Source organism: Aquimarina sp. ERC-38 (assembly GCF_026222555.1).
Classification (GTDB): Bacteria; Bacteroidota; Bacteroidia; order Flavobacteriales; family Flavobacteriaceae; genus Aquimarina.
In genome coordinates, this window is sequence record NZ_CP098511.1 from 3,522,374 (window position 1) to 3,547,262 (window position 24,889).

General features: G+C 34.1%; 21 protein-coding genes and 1 other RNA gene. 13 read left to right on the top strand and 9 right to left on the bottom strand.

All coding sequences use genetic code 11. The annotated features are described in order from the left end of the window. Nucleotides 1-4: 4 nt before the first annotated feature. Nucleotides 5-691, top strand: a complete 687-nt coding sequence (locus tag NBT05_RS14735) for a DUF4276 family protein (RefSeq protein WP_265770634.1) — start codon at nt 5-7, stop codon at nt 689-691. 39 nt (nt 692-730) lie between these two features. Here the strand turns inward: NBT05_RS14735 and NBT05_RS14740 are convergent, their stop codons facing one another. The 3 genes from NBT05_RS14740 to rnpB form a co-directional block, all read right to left on the bottom strand. After that, nucleotides 731-1,144, bottom strand: a complete 414-nt coding sequence (locus NBT05_RS14740) for a hypothetical protein (RefSeq protein WP_265770635.1) — start codon at nt 1,142-1,144, stop codon at nt 731-733. A 71-nt stretch (nt 1,145-1,215) separates the two neighbouring features. Beyond that, on the bottom strand, nt 1,216-2,343 hold the full coding sequence (gene bshA / locus NBT05_RS14745) for an N-acetyl-alpha-D-glucosaminyl L-malate synthase BshA (RefSeq protein ID WP_265770636.1): 1,128 nt from the start codon (nt 2,341-2,343) through the stop codon (nt 1,216-1,218). Nucleotides 2,344-2,405: 62 nt separating this feature from the next. After that, an RNA gene (rnpB, locus tag NBT05_RS14750) (RNase P RNA component class A) lies at nt 2,406-2,727 on the bottom strand. A 126-nt stretch (nt 2,728-2,853) separates the two neighbouring features. On the opposite strand from rnpB, the gene NBT05_RS14755 reads away from it, so the two are divergent. The 4 genes from NBT05_RS14755 to NBT05_RS14770 all read left to right on the top strand — a co-directional run bounded on the left by NBT05_RS14755 (nt 2,854) and on the right by NBT05_RS14770 (nt 7,063). Then, nucleotides 2,854-4,674, top strand: coding sequence for a DNA polymerase III subunit gamma/tau (locus NBT05_RS14755; RefSeq protein ID WP_265770637.1), 1,821 nt, complete (start codon nt 2,854-2,856; stop codon nt 4,672-4,674). Nucleotides 4,675-4,956: 282 nt separating this feature from the next. Continuing rightward, on the top strand, nt 4,957-5,538 hold the full coding sequence (locus NBT05_RS14760; protein WP_265770638.1) for a tRNA-(ms[2]io[6]A)-hydroxylase: 582 nt from the start codon (nt 4,957-4,959) through the stop codon (nt 5,536-5,538). Between the two features lie 212 nt (nt 5,539-5,750). Then, a complete protein-coding gene (locus NBT05_RS14765) occupies nt 5,751-6,458 on the top strand; it encodes a hypothetical protein (protein WP_265770639.1) in 708 nt (235 codons plus the stop codon). A gap of 104 nt (nt 6,459-6,562) precedes the next feature. Next, nucleotides 6,563-7,063: a pyridoxamine 5'-phosphate oxidase family protein gene (locus tag NBT05_RS14770; RefSeq protein WP_265770640.1), complete on the top strand. Its 501-nt coding sequence runs from the start codon at nt 6,563-6,565 to the stop codon at nt 7,061-7,063. 338 nt (nt 7,064-7,401) lie between these two features. Here NBT05_RS14770 and NBT05_RS14775 read toward each other — a convergent pair whose 3' ends face one another. From NBT05_RS14775 to ltrA, 5 genes are all read right to left on the bottom strand, one after another. Next, the gene (locus NBT05_RS14775) at nt 7,402-8,505 is read right to left on the bottom strand and encodes an AMP-binding protein (protein ID WP_265770641.1); all 1,104 of its coding nucleotides are present in this window, start codon (nt 8,503-8,505) and stop codon (nt 7,402-7,404) included. A 61-nt stretch (nt 8,506-8,566) separates the two neighbouring features. Then, on the bottom strand, nt 8,567-9,529 hold the full coding sequence (locus NBT05_RS14780; protein ID WP_265770642.1) for a CPBP family intramembrane glutamic endopeptidase: 963 nt from the start codon (nt 9,527-9,529) through the stop codon (nt 8,567-8,569). A 3-nt stretch (nt 9,530-9,532) separates the two neighbouring features. Then, nucleotides 9,533-10,576: an o-succinylbenzoate synthase gene (gene menC / locus NBT05_RS14785; RefSeq protein WP_265770643.1), complete on the bottom strand. Its 1,044-nt coding sequence runs from the start codon at nt 10,574-10,576 to the stop codon at nt 9,533-9,535. A gap of 126 nt (nt 10,577-10,702) precedes the next feature. Next, nucleotides 10,703-11,656: a 1,4-dihydroxy-2-naphthoate octaprenyltransferase gene (gene menA / locus NBT05_RS14790; RefSeq protein ID WP_265770644.1), complete on the bottom strand. Its 954-nt coding sequence runs from the start codon at nt 11,654-11,656 to the stop codon at nt 10,703-10,705. 633 nt (nt 11,657-12,289) lie between these two features. Further along, nucleotides 12,290-13,645 (bottom strand): group II intron reverse transcriptase/maturase, encoded by a 1,356-nt coding sequence (gene ltrA / locus NBT05_RS14795; RefSeq protein WP_265770645.1) that lies wholly within the window; start codon nt 13,643-13,645, stop codon nt 12,290-12,292. Nucleotides 13,646-14,647: 1,002 nt separating this feature from the next. On the opposite strand from ltrA, the gene NBT05_RS14800 reads away from it, so the two are divergent. From NBT05_RS14800 to NBT05_RS14810, 3 genes are all read left to right on the top strand, one after another. Beyond that, nucleotides 14,648-15,016: a hypothetical protein gene (locus NBT05_RS14800; protein ID WP_265770646.1), complete on the top strand. Its 369-nt coding sequence runs from the start codon at nt 14,648-14,650 to the stop codon at nt 15,014-15,016. Between the two features lie 95 nt (nt 15,017-15,111). Further along, nucleotides 15,112-15,729, top strand: coding sequence for a YqaA family protein (locus NBT05_RS14805; RefSeq protein WP_265770647.1), 618 nt, complete (start codon nt 15,112-15,114; stop codon nt 15,727-15,729). A 13-nt stretch (nt 15,730-15,742) separates the two neighbouring features. Then, a complete protein-coding gene (locus tag NBT05_RS14810) occupies nt 15,743-16,018 on the top strand; it encodes a DUF3817 domain-containing protein (protein WP_265770648.1) in 276 nt (91 codons plus the stop codon). Between the two features lie 56 nt (nt 16,019-16,074). Here NBT05_RS14810 and NBT05_RS14815 read toward each other — a convergent pair whose 3' ends face one another. Continuing rightward, nucleotides 16,075-18,120 carry an HD family phosphohydrolase gene (locus tag NBT05_RS14815; RefSeq protein WP_265770649.1) on the bottom strand — a complete coding sequence of 682 codons (2,046 nt, stop codon included), beginning with the start codon at nt 18,118-18,120 and terminating at the stop codon, nt 16,075-16,077. 177 nt (nt 18,121-18,297) lie between these two features. On the opposite strand from NBT05_RS14815, the gene NBT05_RS14820 reads away from it, so the two are divergent. The 5 genes from NBT05_RS14820 to NBT05_RS14840 all read left to right on the top strand — a co-directional run bounded on the left by NBT05_RS14820 (nt 18,298) and on the right by NBT05_RS14840 (nt 24,853). Further along, on the top strand, nt 18,298-19,479 hold the full coding sequence (locus NBT05_RS14820; protein WP_265770650.1) for an acetyl-CoA C-acyltransferase: 1,182 nt from the start codon (nt 18,298-18,300) through the stop codon (nt 19,477-19,479). 416 nt (nt 19,480-19,895) lie between these two features. Next, on the top strand, nt 19,896-20,645 hold the full coding sequence (locus NBT05_RS14825; protein WP_265770651.1) for a C40 family peptidase: 750 nt from the start codon (nt 19,896-19,898) through the stop codon (nt 20,643-20,645). A gap of 62 nt (nt 20,646-20,707) precedes the next feature. Further along, nucleotides 20,708-21,292 (top strand): TetR/AcrR family transcriptional regulator, encoded by a 585-nt coding sequence (locus NBT05_RS14830; protein ID WP_265770652.1) that lies wholly within the window; start codon nt 20,708-20,710, stop codon nt 21,290-21,292. A gap of 50 nt (nt 21,293-21,342) precedes the next feature. Then, entirely contained in the window at nt 21,343-22,092 is a 750-nt protein-coding gene (locus tag NBT05_RS14835) for an SDR family oxidoreductase (RefSeq protein ID WP_265770653.1), read from the top strand. 673 nt (nt 22,093-22,765) lie between these two features. Next, a complete protein-coding gene (locus NBT05_RS14840; protein WP_265770654.1) occupies nt 22,766-24,853 on the top strand; it encodes a DUF5723 family protein in 2,088 nt (695 codons plus the stop codon). The last annotated feature ends 36 nt before the right edge of the window (nt 24,854-24,889 follow it).

Genomic DNA, 24,889 nt, shown 5'->3' on the forward strand with positions numbered 1-24,889 from the left:
ATTAATGAGTACGATTATAATTATTTGTGAAGGTGAGACAGAAAAAGAGTTTTGTGAAAAAACATTAAGTCCGTATTTCGCAGCCCAGAATATTTATGTTTATCCTCCCTTAATTAAAAAAACTATGGGAGGAATTGTAAAATGGAAGGAGTTAAAAAAACAAGTTTTATCACATCTCATGAATGATACGTCTGCTTTTGTTACCACTTTTATTGATTATTACGGTATCCATAGTAAATATGAGTTTCCTAAATGGGATAAGGCCGAAGCAGAAAATGATAAAAATAAAAGAATGGAAATTCTCGAAGAAGGAATGTTAATGGATATTGATAAAACCTATCGCTTTCGATATATTCCTTATTTGCAACTTCACGAATTTGAAGGCTTACTTTTTAACGAAATTAATGTGTTTCATGAACAAATATTACCAAATGAACTTGTCGGTCTTAAAGAATTAGAAGATATCTTCATAAAATATGACAATCCTGAGATGATTAACAATAAAAGAGAAACTTCACCATCTCACAGACTTCAGAGAATTATTAATGGTTATAATAAAGTTGTATATGGTAATATTTTAGCGGAATCAATCGGATTGGAAAAGATAAGAAATAAAAGTCCTAGATTTAACGAATGGTTGAATAAAATAGAACAGATTAAAAACAAGCCTAATGACAACACTATATCATGAAATAAATTATTAAATAGTTCAATTTTCTATTAATAAACATCACATAGAATAGAACACCAAAACCAATGTCACCGCACCAATACAAGTAGTAAAATAACCGAGCTTTTTGGATTTGGTCCATCCTGCTAAAGATATTACGGTCAATAAAGCAATAATACCAATTAAAAAAGAAGTACTACCAACGATTCTAACGGAAATCAAATCGTCTTTTATTAATTTCCGGGGATAACCTTTTGTGGTCATCAACAATAATTTAGTCATTGAGAAAACTGCGGTCAAGAAAAAACCAGCGGCGAGAACAGACATAGCCAATATACTATTGTAAAGTTTTGAATTTTTTAGCGATACTAATAAGTTTGCAACTATAGTAATTGAAAAACCTCCTAGTAGGGAACAAATTAGTAAGATTTGTTCTGCAAGATGATTAGCGTATCCTAAATCTAATTCAGACATACAATTTTACGGTATTTAGATTTTAGAACAAATTTGAGTTATCTAATTTATCAATATTTAGTATGTCAAACTCAAATCACCGCCAATGCACTTTCATACAGTTCTAAATACCTGGGTACAATCTGGTCAATATCAAATTTTTCCGCTTCCTTTCTAGCGTTCTGTTTAAATTGCTCTAAAGTTCGATCATCTCTAAGAATTTGTAGACTATTGGCAGCCATATCGTTTACCGCTCCAACACTACTTAAATATCCGGAAACTCCATGGATATTTACTTCGGGAATTCCACCAGCATTGGTAGATACTACGGGTACTCCGTGGGACATGGCTTCCAGTGCAGCCAGACCAAAACTTTCACGTTGTGAGGGTAATAAAAACAGGTCAGAAAAGCATAAGATTTTCTCAATTTCGTTACTATTTCCTAAAAAGATCACTTTGTCTTTGACACCTAATACTTTACATTGTTGTACCGCAGCATCCATTTCAGGGCCGTCCCCTACCATTACTAGTTTTGCTGGCAGTTGTTTTTGGATTCGGTAAAAAACTTCGATAACATCCCCGATTCTCTTTACTACCCTAAAATTACTTATATGGGTTACAATTCGTTCTTCAGGTAATGCCATCAGGTCTCTTTGACATTCTGTAAATTCGGTTTTCTTTTTTTGTGTATCAATAAAGTTAGGGACTACCTCAATGGGTATTTCAATATCAAATAAACGTAAGGTATCTTCTTTTAAACTTTGGGAAACCGAGGTCACTATATCACTTTTATTAATACTAAAAGTAACCGCAGGTTTGTAAAAAGGATGATTCCCAACTAAGGTAATATCCGTACCGTGCAAGGTAGTAACCATTGGAATGTCCAGGCCTTCTTCGGCCAACATTTTTTTTGCCATATAACCCGCATAGGCATGCGGAATTGCATAGTGTACGTGTAAAATATCTATATTATATTTTTTAATACTATCGACCAATTTACTGGACAAGGCCAATTCATAAGGCTGATAGTGAAATAACGGATATTCCGGTACGGTAACTTCGTGGAAATGTATATTCGGATTTAATAAATCCAGACGTACGGGTTGTTTATAGGTAATAAAATGAACCTGATGCTTCATTTTAGCAAGCGCAATTCCTAATTCAGTGGCAACTACCCCACTTCCTCCGAAAGTCGGATAGCAGACTATGGCAATATTCATAGAAAAACAATTTCTTTGTGTGCAAGTTACAAGAAAATTTGCGGGGGAATGTTTAAAGTTTATTAAAAAGCAGGCCATAAGCCGGATTCTGTAATTCTACCAAAGCGGAATTCCTTATCATTTATCTAGCCGTAACATTGCTGATACGATCTAACCGCCTACCCTCCGACATCGGGCGCGCAACCTTCAAACGTCGGTTTACATGGCGTTGCACCGTATAGAGTTTACCTGATTTCACTACAGCCTTACCTGTACATCCTTTCTGTTGCACTGGTCCTATCACACTAATAGCGTGATGACGGGTGTTACCCGCTATACCTGCGCTATGGTGTCCGGACTTTCCTCTCCCCGCTGATAGCGGACAGCGATAAGGTGGCCTGCTTGCGACAAAGGTATCCTTATAATTCAGAATTCAGAATTCAGAATTCAGAATTTTTAAAATGTTAATAACTTACCAGAAAAACCAATAGGTATATTTAAAAATCAAACTTCAATTTTTAACTTTGTTTTATGGAGCATTTTATCGTTTCTGCAAGAAAATACAGGCCTCAAACTTTTGAAGATGTTGTTGGACAGCAAGCAATTACCAATACTTTATTAAATGCTATAAAAAACGATCACCTCGCGCAGGCATTGTTGTTTACGGGTCCACGTGGTGTTGGTAAAACCTCCTGTGCCCGTATTCTAGCAAAAACTATTAACCAAGACGGTACTACCCAAGAAGATGAAGATTTTGCCTTTAATATTTTTGAGTTGGATGCGGCTTCTAACAACTCGGTGGATGATATCCGTAGTTTGATCGAGCAGGTTCGTATTCCGCCGCAGGTGGGAACCTATAAAGTATATATTATAGATGAGGTACATATGCTTTCGCAAGCAGCTTTCAATGCCTTTTTAAAAACTTTAGAAGAACCTCCAAAACATGCTATTTTTATTTTAGCTACTACAGAGAAACATAAAATTATTCCGACCATTCTCTCCCGTTGTCAGATTTTTGACTTTAAAAGGATTACGGTTACTGAAGCTAAAAACCACTTATTGAAGGTGGCTGAAAGCGAAGGTATTGAAGCTGATGAAGAAGCTCTTCATATAATTGCACAGAAAGCGGATGGTGCTATGCGGGACGCACTTTCTATATTTGACCGGGTGGTTAGTTATAGCGGGAAAAAATTAACGCGACAAGCAGTTACGGAGAACCTTAATGTTCTGGATTACGAAACTTATTTTGTTACCACGGATTTATTGCTTTCTAATAACATTCCGCAGTTACTACTTTCTTTTAACGAAGTACTTAGCAAAGGTTTTGACGGACATCATTTTATTGCCGGATTAGCGTCCCACTTTCGTGATTTATTAGTTTGTAAGAACCCAGAAACTATTAAACTTCTGGAAGTTGGAGATCAGACTAAAAAGAAGTATTACGAACAATCCAAAGAAGCAGACACTTCTTTCTTACTTAAAGGAATTAATTTAGCCAATGATTGCGATCTAAAGTATAAATCCAGTCGAAACCAAAGACTCTTAGTCGAATTATGCCTGATGCAATTAGCCTCTATTACCCAACCTGGTTATGGAGAAAAAAAAAAGGATGATGCCTACATAATTCCAGCAAGTTACTTTCGAAACAATAAAGTTAAAGGAATTGAGAAAACGAAGGAAGTTTTATCAGAAGAAAGACTTGATAAAAAAGAGTCGATTATCTCTGAACAGCAAGAAGCAGTTGTACTAAGTGAACCCAAAGTATCCTACAGTGAGAACGTAGAAAAACCAAAACCTATGGAAAATCAAGTAGTATCGGTACCAACGCAAGAAGTGGCTCCTTCAATCGTACCGCAAAAAGTTATTAATCCAGCAAATCTTTCTGTAAATAAAAAGAAAACTTCCGGTTTGTCTTTGAGTAGCATTCGGAAAAAAAAAGAGCACCAAAACAGTAAAGTACAAGAAATTGTTGACCCAAGAAATCTTCCTGAAAAGGAATTTACTGAAACAGACCTTAAAAATGCATGGCTTACTTATGGTAAGATGCAGGAACGAAAGGGTGAAATGATCGTAGGTTCTATGTTTGCTATGAATATCCCGGAAAAAAATGGCAATCAAATTATTTTAGAACTTCCTAATCATTCCATGAAAGCGGATTTGGAACAAATTCAAAACTCCTTTTTACAATACATTTACAAGGAGTTAAATAATTATAAGGTTGAACTTGTTATTAATGTAAATGAAGAAGTTTCTAAAAAATACGCTTTTACCCCGCAGGATAAATATGAAAAACTAAAAGAAAAAAATCCTTTGATCGATAAACTTAGATCTGAATTCGATTTGGATATTTAACAGTAGTTACCGGACTATTATAATATTAAAATCAAAACTGTAAAATTAGTTACATTTAAAAATACAAATTACTCTTAACAAAGTAAAAAGCAACCTCTTTATACTTTAAAATTCAGAATCACCTTATTTTACTATACTTTATGAACGCCTACTTGTTTTAGCCGGATACTGATAATTAAATGCTAGAAATCTTTAAATTTTAACTTCTAATTTTGAAGAGATAATAAAAAGAATAACTTCATTAACTTTGTATGGTATCATGACCATTTAGACAGAAAAAAAATGCTAGGATTACAACTACCTACGGATCCACGCTGGGTAAATATTGTAGAAAAAAATATTGATGAGATCTTGACAGATCATGCCTATTGTGAGCAAAAAGCAACTTCTACCGCAATATCTTTAATCGTAAGTTTTCCTGAATATACCGAATTGGTACAGGAAATGGTAAAACTGGTTAAGGAAGAAATTAGCCATTTTAAAATGGTACATGACAAAATTCTACAACGCGGACAAGTTTTAGGCCGTGATCGTAAAGACGACTATGTACTACGCTTATTAAAATTTTTTCCGAAAGGAGGTAGTCGGACAACTCAGCTAGTGCACCGTTTATTATATGCTGCGCTAATTGAAGCGCGAAGCTGTGAACGTTTTAAATTACTATCAGAAGAATTAAATGATAAAGAATTAGCCGAATTTTATAGAAATCTGATGGTGAGTGAAGCTAACCATTATACCATGTTTTTAAATTTTGCCAGGCAATACGGGGATCGAAAAGAAGTCGATCAAAAGTGGAAAGAGCTTTTAAAATTTGAGGCTGAAATTATGGAAAGCCTTAGTACTTCAGAAAGCATACACGGGTAGTTACTTTAGAATACTACCGTTCATAAATCCCATTATTTTATTAGACGTTACACTTATGGAACAAGAAATGAAAAATATATATTAGGCATTTTTCAGAGAGTGTAAACTGTACTCTTCTCAGGTAAACTATTCTATTATTTACTTTTTAAACGTAAATAATTTATTGTTTATTATTTTTTTATATCTTTATCGTCCCCAAAACTGAGAGTACCATGATGAAGAATTTGACTATTACTAAAGCTATTCTTTATACTTCTTTTATTATAACTTTTGTCATATCAGGCTTTTTTGACAAAACCTTACTTCAACTGGTAATGCCAATGGTTTTGATAGCGATCATTATCGACTACCTCTATAAAAATTCTAATATTAACCTTTATGCTGTTTTAGGTTTGATCTCACTTATTTTTACTGATTATTTTCTATATGTCGATATCGTATCACATTTTTCTAAAATTTGTATTTTCATTACAATCTATATGGTTTTAGCTGTTTATTCTTTACGGAAATATTTTAACCAGATTCAGATACAGTTCTTTAAAATGATCTCCTGGTCGCTGATCATTAGTCTTTTACTTATTATATATCTAATCTTTTCCGTTTCAGAACTTGTTATTCATATGCTTCCCGGATCATTGCCATATATTTTGATTTCAGTTGTTGCTTTACTAACGTATATTGCTATTTCATACTGCATTTATATTTCTGATTATTACAAGGGGGGCTTTCAATTAATTGTATCCGCTTCTCTATTATTATTATCTGTAACCTTATCTCCAATTAATGAATTGTATTATCCAAGTGATTTATTTCTAGTACTGGTAACTTCTTCTCATATAGCGAGTTTAATTATTTATATGAATTTTATTAAAGAAACCGACCCGTTTGTCCCTTCTTCTTTGATTACTAAATTTATTTAAATTCTTTTTGTATTACCTTACGTATTGCAGTAGTAAATTTGCGGATAGTATACATGCTATACGTGGATAACTCCTAATTTTATAATACATTAAAATATAAAGTTATGAGCGTACAAAATTTAAAGGATGAAGAAGCCTGGAAAAAACTAGAAGAGTTAGCTAAAGATATTGACTTTGCTATGATGGAAACTAATCTGGGAGGACGTCCTTCTCATATTATTCCGATGAGTACTAAGGAAGTTGACCAAGAAGGTAGCATTTGGTTTTTAAGTAATAGAAATAGCGAACACAACGCACATATACATTCTGATAATGATATACAATTGATTTATTCTAAACCTGGAGCAATGGAATATATGGTAGTCTATGGTAAAGCATTTATCTATACGGATCAGGAAACCATTGCCCGTTTTTATGAACAAAGTGATGAAGCCTGGTTTGATGGGGTAAATGATCCAAATGCCAGTGCTATCAAGGTAGTACCGGAAAAGGCAAATTACTGGGATACCGAAGGCGGTAAATTGGCTTCATTGGTAAAAAAAGGTATCGGAGCCATTACTGGAAATAAGCAAGATGTAGGTGTGGAAGGCGAACTTCAAATCTAAAAAATAACCAGTAGAATAATTTTACAAATTTTAAATATATTTGATAAACCGAATAGCTACCAGGTTTTAAACCAATCTGTTAATCCTATAGTAGGTTTTAATATTGTTTTATATACCAGAAAAGCTTTCTAAAATAGTGCTTTGCACTTAAATTTTAGAAAGCTTTTTTGTTTTACTTCTGGTAATGCCAATTATAAAATATCTATCCCTGCTTGCGCAACATTGTGGTCATCCTCCACTGTACTGCCGCTCACCCCGATGACTCTTAAATTTCTCCTTTTTTATTTTTGATGGGAATCTCTTTTGAACCACTGTCTACCACGCAAGCTTTAGTTTACTCATTTAATTAATTCCAACGTTTGTTTACGCTGAACTTTACCAGTTTCGGTTTGTACAAATTGAGGAATACAATAAATTTCTTTAGGAATCTGATATTTAGTAAGGGTACTTACATTGTCAATAGCTTCTTTTAACCTTTCTATATTTTTGGGTCGATCAAAATCTTCCACTACTATAATTAGTCGGTCCCCTAACTTAGGATCAGGTAAAGAACTGATAAAAAATCGATGCGAAATGATTTTTTGTAATTTTACTTCGATTTCTTCTGGATATAATTTGATACCTCCACTATTAATTACGTTATCAAATCTTCCTTTAAGCAGGAACTTCTTATAGGATTTAAGTTCAACCACATCATTCGTGATAATGGTATCATAACTTAATTGCGGTGCTTTAATAATCAGGCATTTTCGATTGTCTACGGAAAGAGTAATATCCGGAAGCGCTTTAAAATAAGAAATTTCCTTTTTTTCTTTCTTCTTCGGGTTTAATCTTCTTGCTGCAATATGAGAAACCGTTTCCGTCATTCCATAAGTCTCAAAAACCTTGGTTTTAATACCCTGAACCAGATCAATCAAAGGAACTGATACTCTCCCCCCTCCTACAATCAATTTTTTTATCAGATGTAACCGATTTAAAGAGTTATCCAATTGCAAGGGTACCATGGCACAAAAATCATAATGTTTATAAAGAGTATCCATCGGATTTACCTTGGGGGTTACAATATCCAGGTTCCAGCCTAGAACGATAGCTCTTACCAGCATCATTTTACCAGCAATATAATTGGCTGATAAGCAAAGTAAAGCCGTTGTTTGCTCCTGCACTTTAAAAAACCTACCGGTAGCCTTAGCACTATTGATCATGTGGCGTTTGTAGACTTCTATCTCCTTCGGAGTACCTGTAGAACCCGAAGTTTTCACATTAATATAAGGATTGGGATGAATCCATTCTAATAGAAATCTACCTACTTCCTGCTCATGTATTTCTCCCTCATTAATCAATTGTTCGGCTATTTTTTTTGCATTAGTACCGGTAAAGGATTTTCCCTGAACGATACAATCCGGGTGAATTGTAGGAACGAAAAAATTTTCTTTTGCCGCCATATTCAAAAATCAAAGATTACCCAGAAAATAAAGTTAAGCCTGCGTAAAATTTTTGTTAAATCTAATCTTCGGTTATTATGTTTTTAGGTGGAATAATTCCTTTGTAATTCATTGTGGATGTAAAATGCGGAGGCTTTATTACTTTTCCAGTTAGTTTTTCTTTCCAATGATTCCATTTGTATTTTTTTGCCATGATAAATAAGAAAATTGGATATACTACAAAAACCGGAAGAATTAATTCAGATAAGGTTGCAGGTTCTCCTACGCTTTTAAAAATAGCATCTGTTTGCAAAGCTGAATATTCTGCGGTAACTAGAGTTGCTGCTAAGAAATTATTTCCTAAATGAAAACCTAATGCCAGTTCCATACCTTCATCCATTAAGGTCATAATTCCTAAAAGTAAACCGGTACCGATATAAAATATCATGACAATAGGCCCTAGTTCTGCTACTTCAGGGTTAGCTGAATGAAAAACCCCAAATAATACGGAGGTAATGATTAAAGGCATCCACCTGTTCTTTAAAGCAATACCAATTTGTTGCATTAAAAACCCTCTAAAAAGATATTCTTCCAGACCTATTTGAAAAGGAAACAAAACCAAACTAATGACTACTAATATAATAAAGTTAAGGGGTTTAAATTGCAATTCATACGCTTCAGGTTCTATAAAATAGCCTATGATAAAAGAAACTACCGTAAAAATAAAAACCATTGCAAATCCAAAAAAGATTCGGGAAAAATCTACTTTACTTCGAGAGGTAGTTAAGGATAAGATACTTCGCTCATGTAAATACTTCACTAATAAAAAAAGCAAAATTAGTAGTAAGGCAAAAGGAGCTAAATTTAAAATTAGCGATAAGTTTTTAGGTATTTTTTTTAATAGAGCATAGGCTTGTTCCATATCGCCCGGGTCAGAAATAAGAAAAGCTACCAGGTTTAAAATAAAAATTCCGCTAGTAATCAGAATCGTTACGATAACTTTCCAGGGAGTATTATCCCCTTTATACGCTTGTGCTATAAACATAAACTACAATTTTAAGATGTTAGTTGACCACTTTTTATTAGGATCGTATCCCAACGTGCCATTTTTTATATAAAGCGGACTATCAATATTATTAGTATATAAGCCTCCGGTACCTAAACCCTGCGGCATGTTATTTTGTAAGGTATAAGTATATCGCGCTATGGCATTCAACCCCACGTTACTTTCTAACGCACTGGTTACCCACCATCCTATCTTTAATCGGGTGGTATTTTCAATCCATTGATTTGTACCTTTTATCCCTCCGATAAGGCTCGGTTTCAAAATAATATACTGGGGTTGTATAGTTTCCAGTAGTGTTTGCTGAGATTTCTTATCTAATACTCCGATCAACTCTTCGTCTAGAGCGATAGGCAAAGGCGTTTCTGCACAAAGTCTTTGCATCTCTTTAATTTGCCTGGGTTTAATAGGTTGTTCTATACTATGCAGTTGATATTGACTCAATTGTTTTAGTTTCTCTATGGCTTCGGATGGATTAAAGGCTCCGTTTGCATCTACCCGCAATTCAATTTGATTTGCACTAAAGTTAAAACGAATACTCTCTAATAAAGCTAATTCTTTTTTAAAATCAATAGCACCAATTTTCATTTTAATACAAGAAAATCCTTCTTCTAGTTTTTGGCTAATTTGTTCTTTCATAAACGCTTTATCTCCCATCCAGATTAACCCGTTAATAGGAATGTTTTCTTTTCCTTCTGAAAAAGAAGAAGGAAACAAGTCATAAGAATGTTTGCTTTGTAAAGAAGAAAAAGCCATCTCGACTCCAAATTGGATACTGGGATAATCAAGTAGCTGCTCCCATAATTGATCTTTACCCAAATCAATATTTTTACAAACCCATTGTAACTTTTCTTCGTAGCCAGGTACATCATCCATACTTAAGCCTCTTAAGATACCACATTCCCCTATACCCTCCTTATCACCATCTTTAAGCAATAAAAACCAAGTCTCCTTTGTTTTCAATACTCCCCGGGATGTACCGCTAGGCCTTTTAAATTTTAAAACATATTTTTGATAAGCTGCGGTCATTATTTTATGAACTACGATTATTTTATTTTTAAATTAACTTAAATATGTGATGTATTTACAGCATTTCCTGTTTTTCTATATAAGCGATATAACACATATATTTACTATAAGTATTGGTATTTACCATTAAAGTGTTACTGTTAATATTTGACTCAAACTAAATAAAATAGCTAATAAAAAGGTACTCAATGCCACTTTTTTAAGTTCGGGATCAAATTGTATTGGTTCTTCTATTTTATAAACCGTCCATAGATGTTTCAGTAGAGGGATAAAAGCTAGAAATGTAATTAATTCTATCAATTTTGATCCGGTAACTATATAAAAAATAAGAAAGGATACCATTGCGATAATTAATAACGAATAATGGTATAATTTAGCTTTATGTCTGCCCAACTGTACTACTAGAGTATTTTTACCCGCTTTAGCATCATTATGTAAATCTCTCATATTGTTCAAATTAAGAACAGCTGTACTTAAACAACCTATGGTTATAGCCGGAGCAGTGATAATTATAGGAACCTCTTTTTGAAAAAGAAAATAACATCCCAGAACACTAACCAAACCAAAAAATATAAATACGAATACATCTCCTAACCCCTTATAGCCATAGGCAGAAGTACCGACAGTGTATTTAATAGCAGCTATAATTGCAATAACCCCAAGTACAAAGAAAAAAAGGGAATAACCAATATTTGTATTTTTAAAAGACAAATAAATCAGATATATGGCACTAAGCATGGTTAAAATAGAAGTAATAATTATAGCGATCTTCATTTGACTATCTGTAATTATTCCACTTTGTAAAGCGCGCATGGGTCCGATTCTATCCTCATTATCCGTACCCTTAACACCATCCCCGTAATCATTGGCAAAGTTGGATAAAACTTGTAAGCCTAGAGTAGTTATGATTGCCATCCAAAATATAGGAGAACTATAAAAAGGAGTTTCTAACTTTTGGTTGAGATAATCCAACTGAAATTTGGAGTATGAACCTAAAACCGAACCTATCAATATACCGGCTATGGATAAAGGTAAAGTGCGTAACCTGGCAGCAGTAATCCAGGCTTTCAATTTTTGCATAGTTTATAATTAAAAGGATAAAGGAACAGCAATTTTATACAAAAAGGAAAAATTAAATGTAAAAATTATATTTTAGTGTACAATCACTTCCTCTTTCTACGTGAATTCTTACATTTTCATTATTGATGGATAACTCATTCATTTTTTATATCCTCCTATATATTTATATACTTCAGGAGCACAAATGAACATATGACGTCTAAGTTTTAAATTTAAGGTTTTATAAGGCTACATTATACGTAGTGTAGTATTGCTTTATATATCCCCTGCTTAAAAATTGATTTTGATACTTTTAAATCTTATTTAAAAAAGCACAAATTACTAAATTTTTGTATTTATTTTTGAAAACAACTTACCTCCTGTATTCAAGGAGGTAAGTATGGGGAAAACAAAAAAGTAAGGGAAAAATTGTAATTGGAATACTTTTCAAAGATACAGGGTATTCTTACAAAATAGGTTACGGGTAACCCTCAAACTTTAGCTGGAAAATTTCACCTATTTATTAGGTAACCATAATTTTCTTTATTCTGCTTTTCTAATTAAAGTAATTCTTACTTTTTCTAATCCAGTAGGAAGCAAAGGTAGGTAATTACTCCTAGCTTTGCTGTCCTCTCACACCACCCAGCATACGTTTTACGTACTGGGCGGTTTCATTAATTTTGAACAGTAATAAGTGTACAGATCGAATAGACCAATGGAAGTGAACCAATCGTAGTTCATTGCTTCATGTGCTTGTGGTGTGCAGGATTTATGGAACCACCCTTTTGAGGATAATGCCAATAACCAGCTTCGCCACTCTGGTACTTTAAGCTTCTTTAGAAATCTCACTATACCGATTGCACGTTTGCATTGCTTTAATCGAAAGCAACGGATTCGCCTTCTTAGCCAACTCATAATCGCTTTAAGCTTGCTTTTCATTTTGGCTCCCTTAAAGTAGTTGAGCCAGCCACGCATTAACAGATTCAATTCTTTAACCATTTGATCAAGACTGATTCCACGATTGCGTTTGGTCTTCTCCTTTAACTTACTTTTTAAACGATACAAACTCGGTTTACTCAATCCCAGTTCCCCTTTACCAACTATGCTGTGACCTAGAAAATTTAATTCATAAGGAACCCGTATGCCACTCTTATCTTTATTGACTTTGAGTTTCATGCGTTCTTCTATGAATCTGGTCACTGACCCCATCACTCGCTTAGATGCCTTACGGCTTCTTGTAAAGATGATAAGATCGTCTGCATAGCGTACGAATCGTAGCCCCCGACGTTCTAGTTCTTTGTCCAGTTCGTCTAAAACTATGTTGGATAGTAATGGAGAGAGTGGACTACCCTGTGGAGTGCCTTTCCTTCGTTGACTATTTAGTCCTCCTTCCAGTATACCGCTCTTTAAAAATTTACAAATTAGTTGTAGTAGCAATCTGTCTCCTATTCTTTGTTCAAGTGTCCATAGTAATCGGTCATGGTTGACTTCATCAAAGAATGATGCCAAGTCAATATCAACTATATACCGATAACCTTCTTTTACATATGAACATGCTTGTTGTAAACAGGACTCAGTGCCTTTTCCTTTTCGGAATCCATAACTGAATTTCGAAAAGGTGGGGTCGTATACCTTTTCCAAAATTTGGTGTACCCCCTGTTGTACCAAACGGTCTTTGACCGTTGGTATCCCCAATTGACGATAACCTCCTTTTGGCTTGGGTATCTTTACCCCCCTGATCTGATTGGTACGATAGCTACCAACCTTTAGCTGCCTTGTGAGTTCCTTATGATGACTGCTAAACCAGTCCCGTAGTTCTTCCACAGACATGCCATCAACCCCGGCACTACCTTTGTTACTTATTACCCGCTTTAACGATGCGGACAGATTACCTAAGCTGGTTACCTCACTTAGTAAATCTGAGGTTAAGGCTCGCTCTTCTCTACATCTTGAAAGCCACTCTTCCCGTACCCGTCTGCTTCCGGCACAATATACGTCCGTGCCTTTCACTTTCTGGCTATCGTACCCCCATTCTTCTGCTCCTGGCAGATACATCTGTGGATATTCCCGATATTTTCCTGAGTTCTTTATGACTTTTACAATTTATAGAGCTGCTGCTCCTTAGTTAATGATTCGGTCCTTCGCCTTTTTTTTTCTTTTCAGAAAAAAAAAACTACTATGACCTCTGCTGACTTCTTACCCCCCTCTCGGTGACAAGAGCTCCCATGGTAAACTATTTCCTCTCCCTGTTAATATGCATGATTTACTACCCGCTGTTACGCTTGACTTTTGGACTTCTTGATCTAATACTTAATCATCCTAACGGTAAGCCTTACATCATGTTTCTGTCCGTCATATCAACAGTTTGCCTTACGCTTCCTTCAGATTCCACTTCACAATGGACACCCTTGCGATCAGCTAACGATTCCTGTCAAGTAGGCTCGCTCGGGACTTCAACCCTATCAGTAAATAGTATGCATGGCACACATATAAATAGAATTGATAGATTCAATCCTATACCGAAAGTTAGCTTATACCTTCCTTATTAATATTAATATAATTGCTCTTTATATACCTATATCATAATTACCAATTTATTACAATAAAACTTATCGCCATCAATTGTAAAACAAGCTAAACATTCCGTTTTTTTCTTTAAAACATTATTAATCTCCGGTTAAAATGAATGATAGTTTATAAAGCATAATAAAATATGGAAATTTTAAACTTTAAAGTAATGAAAGGTTGCTTTTTTACTTTTTAAATGTAATTTGTTTTTTTACATGGATAATTTTATAGTATTGATTTTCAGAATTTTAATAATTAGTCTTGATTTTTGAAGCGATAGTAATCCTGAATCCTTACCGGACACTAATGTTAAAGTATATAGGAAGTGTACCTATACTTATTAGTGGTATTTTTAAAAATTAGTAGCGTGAAAGATTTTAAAGAATAGTATAAAGAGTTAAATTTGTACCTCAAAGTATAACTAAACTGATAATAGAAAGATCATTGGAAAATAAAAAAGCTCAAAAATTAATTGAAAAAATTTTAGCCGACCTTGAACGTTCAGGAATTATTACAAATACACTTATTGAAGATTTAAAGGAACTTCGTACATACGCTTTAGAAGCGCAAATTCCCTTGGCAGTTAAAGTTTTACGCTTAACTTATGAACATATTGAGGAGAATGATACATTTTTAATTCCAATTCCGGATGATGAGCCAGTTGAAGAAGGTCAGGAATTAATAACTACTGAAGAAACTGCCGTTAGTCCGGTAGAAAGTCTTTCTTATATGATTTCTTTATTTAAAGATTTAAAAAACAAGATGAATGTTTCGGACTTAGCCGACTATCGTACCGCATTGAATGAATTTTAATTTTTTAGATACATGAAAACCAAATTTAAAGCTGGTTTAGTTATTGCTTAAGGATTTATGTAGGTAGTATTATTACAAAATGTGAAGGAGTTTATATGAAAGTATCGACAAAGTCTGAAAAAAAAACAAGATTACAATTATTACATCAATATTATTCTTATACAGGATTTTATAAATTTCTGGGAACAAGTTTAAAAAAAGCACTTCCTCCTATTGTATTGTTTATAATAGTCCTGCTTTGTATTAACTATTTTGTCATTAATATTAATGACTTATTGATTTATGTTACAGAAAATTACGCTGATAGTGTGGTTTTCGGAACTTTTTTTGCTTCAGAGTCTTTATTAGGTTTAATTCCTCCTGAAATTTTTATTGCCTGGTGTGATAAAGCCAATTCTCCCATCCTATATTTATCTGTTTTGGCTTTGCTTTCTTACCTGGGCGGAATCGTTTCTTATTTTATAGGTAAATCCATTACTAAAATTCCTTCCGTACACGAATATTTGGAAGTAAAAATGGCAAAACATATAAAGAATACCCGAAAGTGGGGAGGATTTTTAATTGTAGTTGGGGCATTATTACCCATTCCTTTTTCTATTACCAGTATTGCTGCCGGAATGATAAAATTCAATTTTATTAGCTATTTATTATTTGGATTACTACGATTTCTAAGATTTTATCTATACGCTCTAGCCATTTTTAATTTAGTGTAAGATACTTCAACCTATGATTACAAGTTTTAGAATTATTAGTTTTTTAGAAGGTTTATCCTACCTTGTGATCTTATTTGTAACCATGCCTTTAAAATATTTATTCGCTTCTCCTGAACCTAACAAAGTTATTGGGATGATTCATGGTTTTTTATTTTTAGCCTATATCGTATTTGCTTTTTTAGTCAAAGCAGAAAAAAAGTGGAACCTAAAAACCTTTCTGATTGTTCTATTGTGTTCTATTATTCCTTTTGGTACTTTCTGGATGGACGCAAAATATTTAAAGAAGTAGTTGTATTCGTCTTATTTACAAACAAGCTATCCTCCATCCACCTAATTATTAAATATTTACTCAGGGTATTCAATTCGTAAATGATAAATGTTAGTCAATTTTCTTTTAAAGACTTTCTTAATTTGCTGAATCTCCTTAAACGTAATATTTGCATTTAAAAATTGACCATCTGCCATTTGTTTATTTATAATCTTTTCTACAAAGTCATTAATCAGGCTACTTGTCGGGTTTTTCAAGCTTTTAGAGGCAGCTTCGACGCTATCACTCATCATTAAAATAGCCGTTTCTTTAGAAAATGGTATAGGTCCGGGATATTGAAAGTTGGCAATATCCACTTCCGGATTTTCCTTTTTTGCTTTTTGATAAAAATAATAGACAATACTTGTACCATGATGGGTACGTATAAAATCAATAATCCGATCCGGTAATTTATGTTTTTTAGCAAGTTCAATACCTTTAATCACATGTTCAACAATAATTTTAGCACTTTCTTGTGGGGATAGCATATCGTGAACGTTACCGGACGCTACCTGATTTTCGGTAAAATATATGGGGTTTGTCATTTTTCCAATATCATGATATAAAGCTCCTACCCTGACTAACATTGCATTTGCTCCAATATCATTTGCAGCAGCCTCCGCAATATTAGCTACATTGAGCGAATGGTGAAAGGTACCTGGTGCTGTATTGGACATATCTTTAAGTAAAAAAGAATTGGTATCACTAAGTTCTAATAAAGAGACATCTGATACCAACCCAAAGGTCTTTTCGTAAGCGTAGATTAACGGATGTACAATTAAAGTAGCAAAACCACCAATGATAAATAAAAGAATTGTTTGCCAACTAATATTATTGATAGTTCCCTCATGAATAATATGAAAAGCAACATAAGCAATAATATAAACCGTAGTAATCTGACCTACCGATAAAAAGAGATTTGCACGTTTATAAGATTCTGAAATGGTGAGAATAGTTACAATACCGGCTATAATTTGTAAAAAGGTATATTCGTAACTATTCGGAACGATAAAACCGAGAATCATTACGGTCACTACATGCGTAAAAAGGCCTAGCCTAGAATCAAAAAATGCTTTTAAAACCAAGGGTAAAATACAAAGCGGAATGACGTAAATATAAGCCGCAGCATAGGTTACTACCAGCGTGGTGATAAAAACAAAAACAATTACATTAAAAAGAATAAAGGTAACCTGAGTATTATTAATATAAATATCCGGACGGTATTTATAGATAAATAAAAATAACATTAATAGCGCAAAAGCTACCAGAATCGCATATCCGGATACAATCCAATACGTATTATTTGCACTCCATACCTGGGATTCATATTCGGATTTAAGGGATTTGAGAATCCGTAGTGTCTCCCCTTCCACTACTTCTCCTTTGGCTATAATCCTACTACCTTTGGTTATTCCTCCCCGGGTAAGAGATATTTTCTCCAGCTCTCCCTGCAAAGCACTCTCCGTAAGTTGGCGATGTAAACTTACATTAGGCTTGATAATATCATAGAATAAAGCGAGATATGCACTTTTAAATTTTACATATTCGCTTTTATTTAGTTTAGAAGTAATAGTCTGGGTGACCTTGTTCTCTGGTAATAGTTTTTTAAAGGTAATCGCAATAGCATTGTTACCCTTATTAAGAAATACCTGTTTATCCTTGTCATAATCGTAGGATTCTTTTAAAATTCCGTACCGATATATTTCTTTAAGAATTATTAACCCGAATACCCTTGCCCTTTCAGAAGTATTATGCTCATTCAGCATTTTAAGATGTGTTCTAAAAGCTTTAGGATATGCTGCTAATACATTTTTATAAACAAGGGTGTCGTAAGTGAAATAAGGAATTACCTGTTCTTCGACTTTTAAACGTTCGTTTATTAGTTCATCCTCGTTCTTAACAATCGCAAAATCAAAAGGAGCGTATAAATTGTCATATTGCCAGGGTTTTCCTTTAGTAAATTCGTATTTAAAAACCCCTCCTTTCGGAAAGAGATACACAATTAATGTCACTGTACTTATAAAAAGAACTCCTTTATAGATTAAGGACTGATTTTTATATAAAGCATTTAAAAAATCTTTCAAAGGCATTTTATCTTTAGCGACTATAAAAATAGTAAATACCTTTTACAACAAAGGTTAAGTACATAAAGTATCTATTTCTATAGACATTGGCATTTTTTCCTGGAACGTTAAGGAAATGCTAGTAAACAAACTTTTTTTAATTAAATCCTTACATTGCATAAATAAAAATTATAAATAATGAAATCCAAAGAAGTTGTTATTGTAGCGGCTGCCAGGACACCAATTGGTAGTTTTTTAGGAAGCCTTTCCAGTGTATCTGCCGTAGATTTGGGAGCAGTTGCTATTAAAGGTGCTATTGACCAAATACAGTTGGATGTTACTGAAATAGATGAAGTGTTTATGGGTAATGTGGTTCAGGCTGGTAATGGTCAAGCCCCCGCACGTCAAGCAGCAATAAAAGCGGGAATTGGAAAAGAAGTACCCTGTACTACTGTTAATAAGGTATGTGCCAGTGGTATGAAAGCAGTTACCCTTGCAGCACAATCCATAGCAAACGGCGATACGGAAGTAGTGATTGCTGGCGGAATGGAAAATATGAGTCAAATCCCTCACTATATTCACCTAAGAAACGGACATAAATTCGGACCTGCAACAATGATCGATGGTATGCAGAAAGATGGCCTGGTTGATGCCTATGATCATAATGTGATGGGTACCTGCGCGGATCTATGTGCTACCGAACACAATTTTAGCCGTGAAGATCAGGATGCTTTTGCCATACAATCTTATAAAAGATCAGCGGAAGCCTGGAAAGCCGGAAAATTTGATAAAGAAGTCGTTCCGGTGTCAGTACCACAAAGAAAAGGAGATCCCATTGAAGTAAAAGAAGATGAAGAATTTAAAAATGTTAAATTAGAAAAAATTCCACATCTACGTCCTGCTTTTACTAAAGATGGGACGGTTACCGCTGCTAATGCGTCTACTATAAATGACGGAGCGGGTGCAGTTGTTGTTATGAGTGCTGATAAAGCTAAAGAACTAGGTCTTACTCCGTTAGTTAAGATTAAAAGTTATGCAGATGCGGCACAAGAACCAAAGTGGTTTACGACAGCTCCTGCTAAAGCTTTACCTAAAGCCCTTGATAAAGCCGGGATTAGTTTAAAAGAAGTAGATTACTTTGAATTTAACGAAGCATTCGCTGTAGTGGGATTGGCTAACATGAAACTATTAGACTTAGATGATAGCAATACGAACGTAAATGGCGGAGCAGTTTCATTAGGACATCCACTTGGATGTTCGGGTGTTCGAATTTTAATTACGCTAATTAACGTATTAGAACAAAATAATGCGAAAATTGGAGCAGCAGCTATTTGTAATGGAGGTGGTGGCGCATCTGCTATGGTGATTGAGAGGGGTTAGTGTTTTTTATAATTTAGAGAAGATAGTTTTATGAATTGAGAGGAAAGAAGATAAATAAGAGAGTTTTATGAATAGAGAAAAGAGAAGAGATTTGTGATCTTTATTTTTAGTTGAAGGTTTAAAGTATGAAGAATTAAGTATGAAGTATGAAGTTGAAGGGTTTTATGGGAGTTTAGAAATAACATAATAACCAAATAACTTTAAAACAAAAAAACTTTTCCCTAGTGCCTTTTGCCTAGTCAACTAATAAAAATAACCTAGTAACTAAATAACTGAGTAACTTATGAAAAAAAACTTTTGCCTACTTGCCTTCTGCCTAATCAACTAATAAAAAATAACTTAGTAACCCAATAACTCAATAACACAAACCAGTGCCTTTTGCCTAATCAACTAACAAAATAACCTAATAACAAACAATGAAATACGGCATTTGTCCGCTTACTGTAGTTCCACTTCGGGGAGAACCCCGGGATGCTAGTGAAATGGTCTCGCAAGTCCTTTACGGAGAATGTTTTGAAGTTCTACAGAAAGAAGAAAAATGGAGTCTGATTCGGCTAACTCATGATTTGTACGAAGGATGGATAGATAATAAACAATATAATTTCATAAATAACGATCAATTTGATGCAATAAAAAACCAGCCGGATCAACGATGTATCGATTTTATAGCTTTTGCTACCGATCCGCAAGAACAATTAATACCACTTACCTTTGGAGCCAAATTAAATGCGTTAAGTTACTTGCAACATCAATTTGATGGAGAATTAGCGAGCGGAATTCAGTCAAAAAATAGACTTACAGAGATCGCGTTGATATTTTTAAATGCTCCTTACCTATGGGGTGGCAGAACTCCCTTTGGTATTGATTGTAGCGGATTTACCCAAATAGTATATCTATTGTGCGGGCATTCATTGCTAAGGGATGCATCCCAGCAAGCAACGCAAGGCAAAGTATTGAGTTTTATTGAGGAAAGCGAACCCGGAGATTTGGCTTTTTTTGATAATGAAGAAGGCCGAATTATCCATGTAGGTATTATTTTAAAAAACAACCATATTATTCATGCACATGGTAAAGTACGTATTGACCAATTAGATCATACCGGAATCTTTAATTCAGATACTTCTACCTATTCACATCAACTTAGACTTATAAAAAAGATATTTTAAGATAGTACTAACACTTAACCATCTATTTCTTTTTATATTTGAAACGATCATTTCAAATAAGAATGCCAAAAGTCGAAACCTTTAATAGAGAAGAGATTGTTGTAAAAGCCATGCAGGTTTTTCATGATAAAGGTTATAATGGTACTTCCATGCAGGATTTAGTAGATAGTACCGGATTAAATCGTTCCAGTATCTATAATTCCTTTGGTAATAAATTAGAGATGTTTGTGGAAGTTTTAAAATATTATGAAAATCTTCATGCTACCAGAACACAAAAGGAATTAACAAGCGTATCAAATCCGAAAGAGATGCTTCGACTCTTGTTTAAATTACTTTTACAGGATGTTTTAAAAAATCCGGACAAAAAAGGTTGTATGATTGTAAACTGTAAATCAGAAATGGCAAATTGCAATTCAACTGTAAAGCGTTTTTTAACCAATAATCAGAATAATATGTTGAAAATGTTGCAAGATATTTTGGAAAAAGGGGTTCAACAAAAAGTTTTTAATAATAAAAAAACAACTACCCAATACGCATTATATCTACTTTCTGCTATTCAGGGATTTCGAATGACTTCTATTTTAAATAAAAATGAAAACGAACTACGGGCTATTATAGATACTATTCTAGTTCCAATTAATAACTAAAATTTTTTATAACTATTTGGAACAATCGTTCCATAACAATTAAATTATATATGTCAACATTTAATAACAAAACAATTTTAATTACAGGAGGTACCAGTGGTATTGGTAAAGCAGTCGCTAAAGAATTTTTAGCAGAAGGCGCAAAAGTTTTGATTACCAGCCGAAAAAAAGGAAATCTGGATCAAACCATTAACGAATTAGGCGGTTCCATTCATGGAATTCAGAGTGATGCCAGTTCTATGGATGATCTAAAAGAGCTATCGAAGCATATTAAAGAATATTCGGATACTATTGATGTACTTTTTGTTAATGCAGGATTTGGAAAATTTTCTCCGATAGAAGAAGCTTCCGAAGATTTTTTTGATTCTCAAATGAACGTATTGGTCAAAGGTGGGTTTTTCACTGTAAAAGAAGTACTTCCCTTGATCAAAGAAGGAGGTACTATTGTTTTTAATACGAGCGTAGTTACTGATGTGGCGATGCCGGGCGCTAGTGTTTATGGTGCTGCTAAAAGTGCTGTACAATATTTAGTTAAAAGTTTTGCTAACGAATTTAAAGACCGAAAGATTCGGGTGAACGCAGTTAGCCCTGGTCCTATTGAAACTAATTTCTTTAACGAAGCAGGTGTCCCGGATGAACATCAACAACAAATGGCGGAGCAAATCTTATCTCAGGTGCCTATGAACCGTTTTGGAAAGCCGGAAGAAATTGCTAAAACCGTGAAATTTCTTGCCTCAGAAGAAGCCAGTTATATTACCGGTCATGAAATTCAGGTAGACGGCGGAATGGTTCAAGTATAATAATTATAAGCTTTTTTAACTTACTATAATAGGTTAGATAAAATAGCAATTGCTATTTCATCTAACCTATTTTTTATAATTACATCTCCTATCTACTACTTCTCGGTAAAAATAGATGGTAATGTTGCATTTCTCGTTCCTATGAAATAGTGTTTATCGTTTTAAATACATTATGTCCTATAAAAATTCAACACCCGCCTGTAGACGGGTAGGTCGCTATCGCTTCTAGAAACAAGAATCAAGACTAATCATTGTAGTATTGAAAATTCATATGGTAATAAATATTTACATTAAAGAACCAATTACTTTTAAAAAAGTGACAAAGCAGTCTCTAAACAGTTCAACGTTTGGCATTACTTTATTTTACTCTACTCGGTAAACTTTTATTTATTTTAACCGGACACTAATGTTTAAATACATACTCTAATAAGCATAAATAAGACGTGAAACTGTAAAATAAATTATTCGTGTAGTGTAACTTTACAAACTCTAACGGAAAGTTCAGATATTTCCTATAAAAATATAAATATAAGCTATAAACCAAATTATAACCGAAAATAATGACAGTTTATCGTACTTTTTCTACATCTTTTTCTCTTAAAAATTACATTTCCCCTTTTTTAATTCATTTTTAACAATATATTTGCACAAGTTTTAACCTAATCAAGCAATTATGAAAAAAACAAGTTTATTAAACATTTTCCTGTTGTTTACTATCGCAGCTTCTTCACAATCCTATATTGGTCTATTGACGGATAACTATAGTGGAGTTCATGGAGTGATTAGTAATCCGGCAAATGTGGTCGATTCCCGTTTTCGTACAGATATAAATCTGGTAGGGATCAGTTCCCTTTTTGGCAATGATTTTTATTCGGTAGGTTTAAGTGACCTGGATACAGATACGGATTTTGCTGATGATTCTTTTTTAGATCCAAGCGATAGCAACAACCTTTTTGGTAATGCAGATATATTAGGACCTTCTTTTATGTTTAATATTAATGCCAAGAATAGTATTGCATTAACCACTCGCGGAAGAGTCCTTTACAATGTTAATGATATTAGCGGACAAACCTATGAAAGTCTGATTGAAGATTTTGACGATCAAGATGATTTTATGGTTAACGAAGGTGACTTTTTTGTTACCGGAACTGCCTGGGCCGAGATAGGCTTAACCTACGGAAGGGTTTTAATGGACAAACAAACGCACTTTTTAAAAGGTGGACTTACTTTAAAATATATCCAAGGTATTGCAAACTTTTATACCTTAGGTGAAAATGTGACATTGGATTATGATGCAGATGGTACCGCCCTACCTGGAGGACAAACATCCGGTACTATTGAAACTACCGGAACAGTAACTTACGGATCTAATAGTGATGATGAATTCGATGATTTTGAAGTTGCTGAAAGTGCAACTGGGTTTGGTGCTGATTTGGGACTGGTTTATGAATGGCGACCTGATTATAAAGAGTATCAAATAAAAAATAAAGAAGGAGAAACAGTGTGGGACCGTAATGTTAATAAATACAAACTAAAATTTGGGATGTCCCTTACCGATCTGGGGAGTATCAACTTTGACGGAGGTACCCAAACTACCTATAATATCAACGGTTCAATTACCGAGGAAGAATATGATAACGCTGAAAACATTGAGGAAGCTTTAAACGACTTCTATACCGTTATTGATGATGGTGCATCTGAAAATTCAGTTCTGCCAACAGCATTACATGTCAATGGAGATTGGAATATTAACCATAAGTTTTATGTAAACTTAAACGCTGATTTATCCTTAACTTCCAAATCTAAGCTTAATGCCAATAGGATTACTAATATTGTAACTCTTACACCTCGTTTTGAGAGAAAGTGGTTTACTTTTCAGGTGCCTTTAAGCGTACTTCAATATTCTGGTTTTCAAGCAGGAACAGGCTTTAGAGCTGGTCCTTTATACTTAGGTTCAGGATCTATTATCTCTTCGTTAATATCTGATAATGTAAATGCAATAGATTTTTATTTTGGCTTAAAAGTACCTATTTACCATAGAAAGGTAAAAGATCAGGATGGGGATGGTATTAAAGATAAAGTAGATGAATGTCCGCTACAACCTGGACCTGCTGCAAACTTTGGGTGTCCATGGCCTGATAATGATAATGACGGTTTATTGGATAAAGATGATACGTGTCCGGAAGTACCTGGACCAGAAGAAAATAAAGGTTGCCCTTGGCCAGATACTGATGAAGACGGATTACTAGATAAAGACGATGCTTGTCCGGAAGTAGCAGGACCTCAAGAAAATAACGGTTGCCCGTGGTCAGATACTGATAATGACGGAGTTGCTGATAAAGATGATCAATGTCCTGATGTAGTAGGAACTGTAGTAAATAATGGATGTCCTGAAGTAACTGAAGAAATTCAGAATACTTTGAACGAGTATGCTAAAACGATACTTTTTAACTTAGGAAAATCATCCATTAAAGAAGAATCCGACGCTGTTTTACAGGATATTGTGGCTATTTTAAATGAGTATCCTACGGCAAAATTTAGTATTGAAGGTCATACGGATAGTTCTGGTAGTAATATTACAAACCAAAAATTATCGGATGCTCGCGCAAATGCCGTAAAAACCTATTTAATTGACAAAGGAATTGATCAATTTAGGCTTTCAGCAATTGGATTTGGTGAAGACCGCCCGATTGCTTCTAACAAAACAAAGGTAGGAAGAGCTCAAAACCGAAGAGTTGAAATTAACCTGGTAAAAGAATAACAACTACTAAATTAAGCTAACTAAATTTGGTTAGTA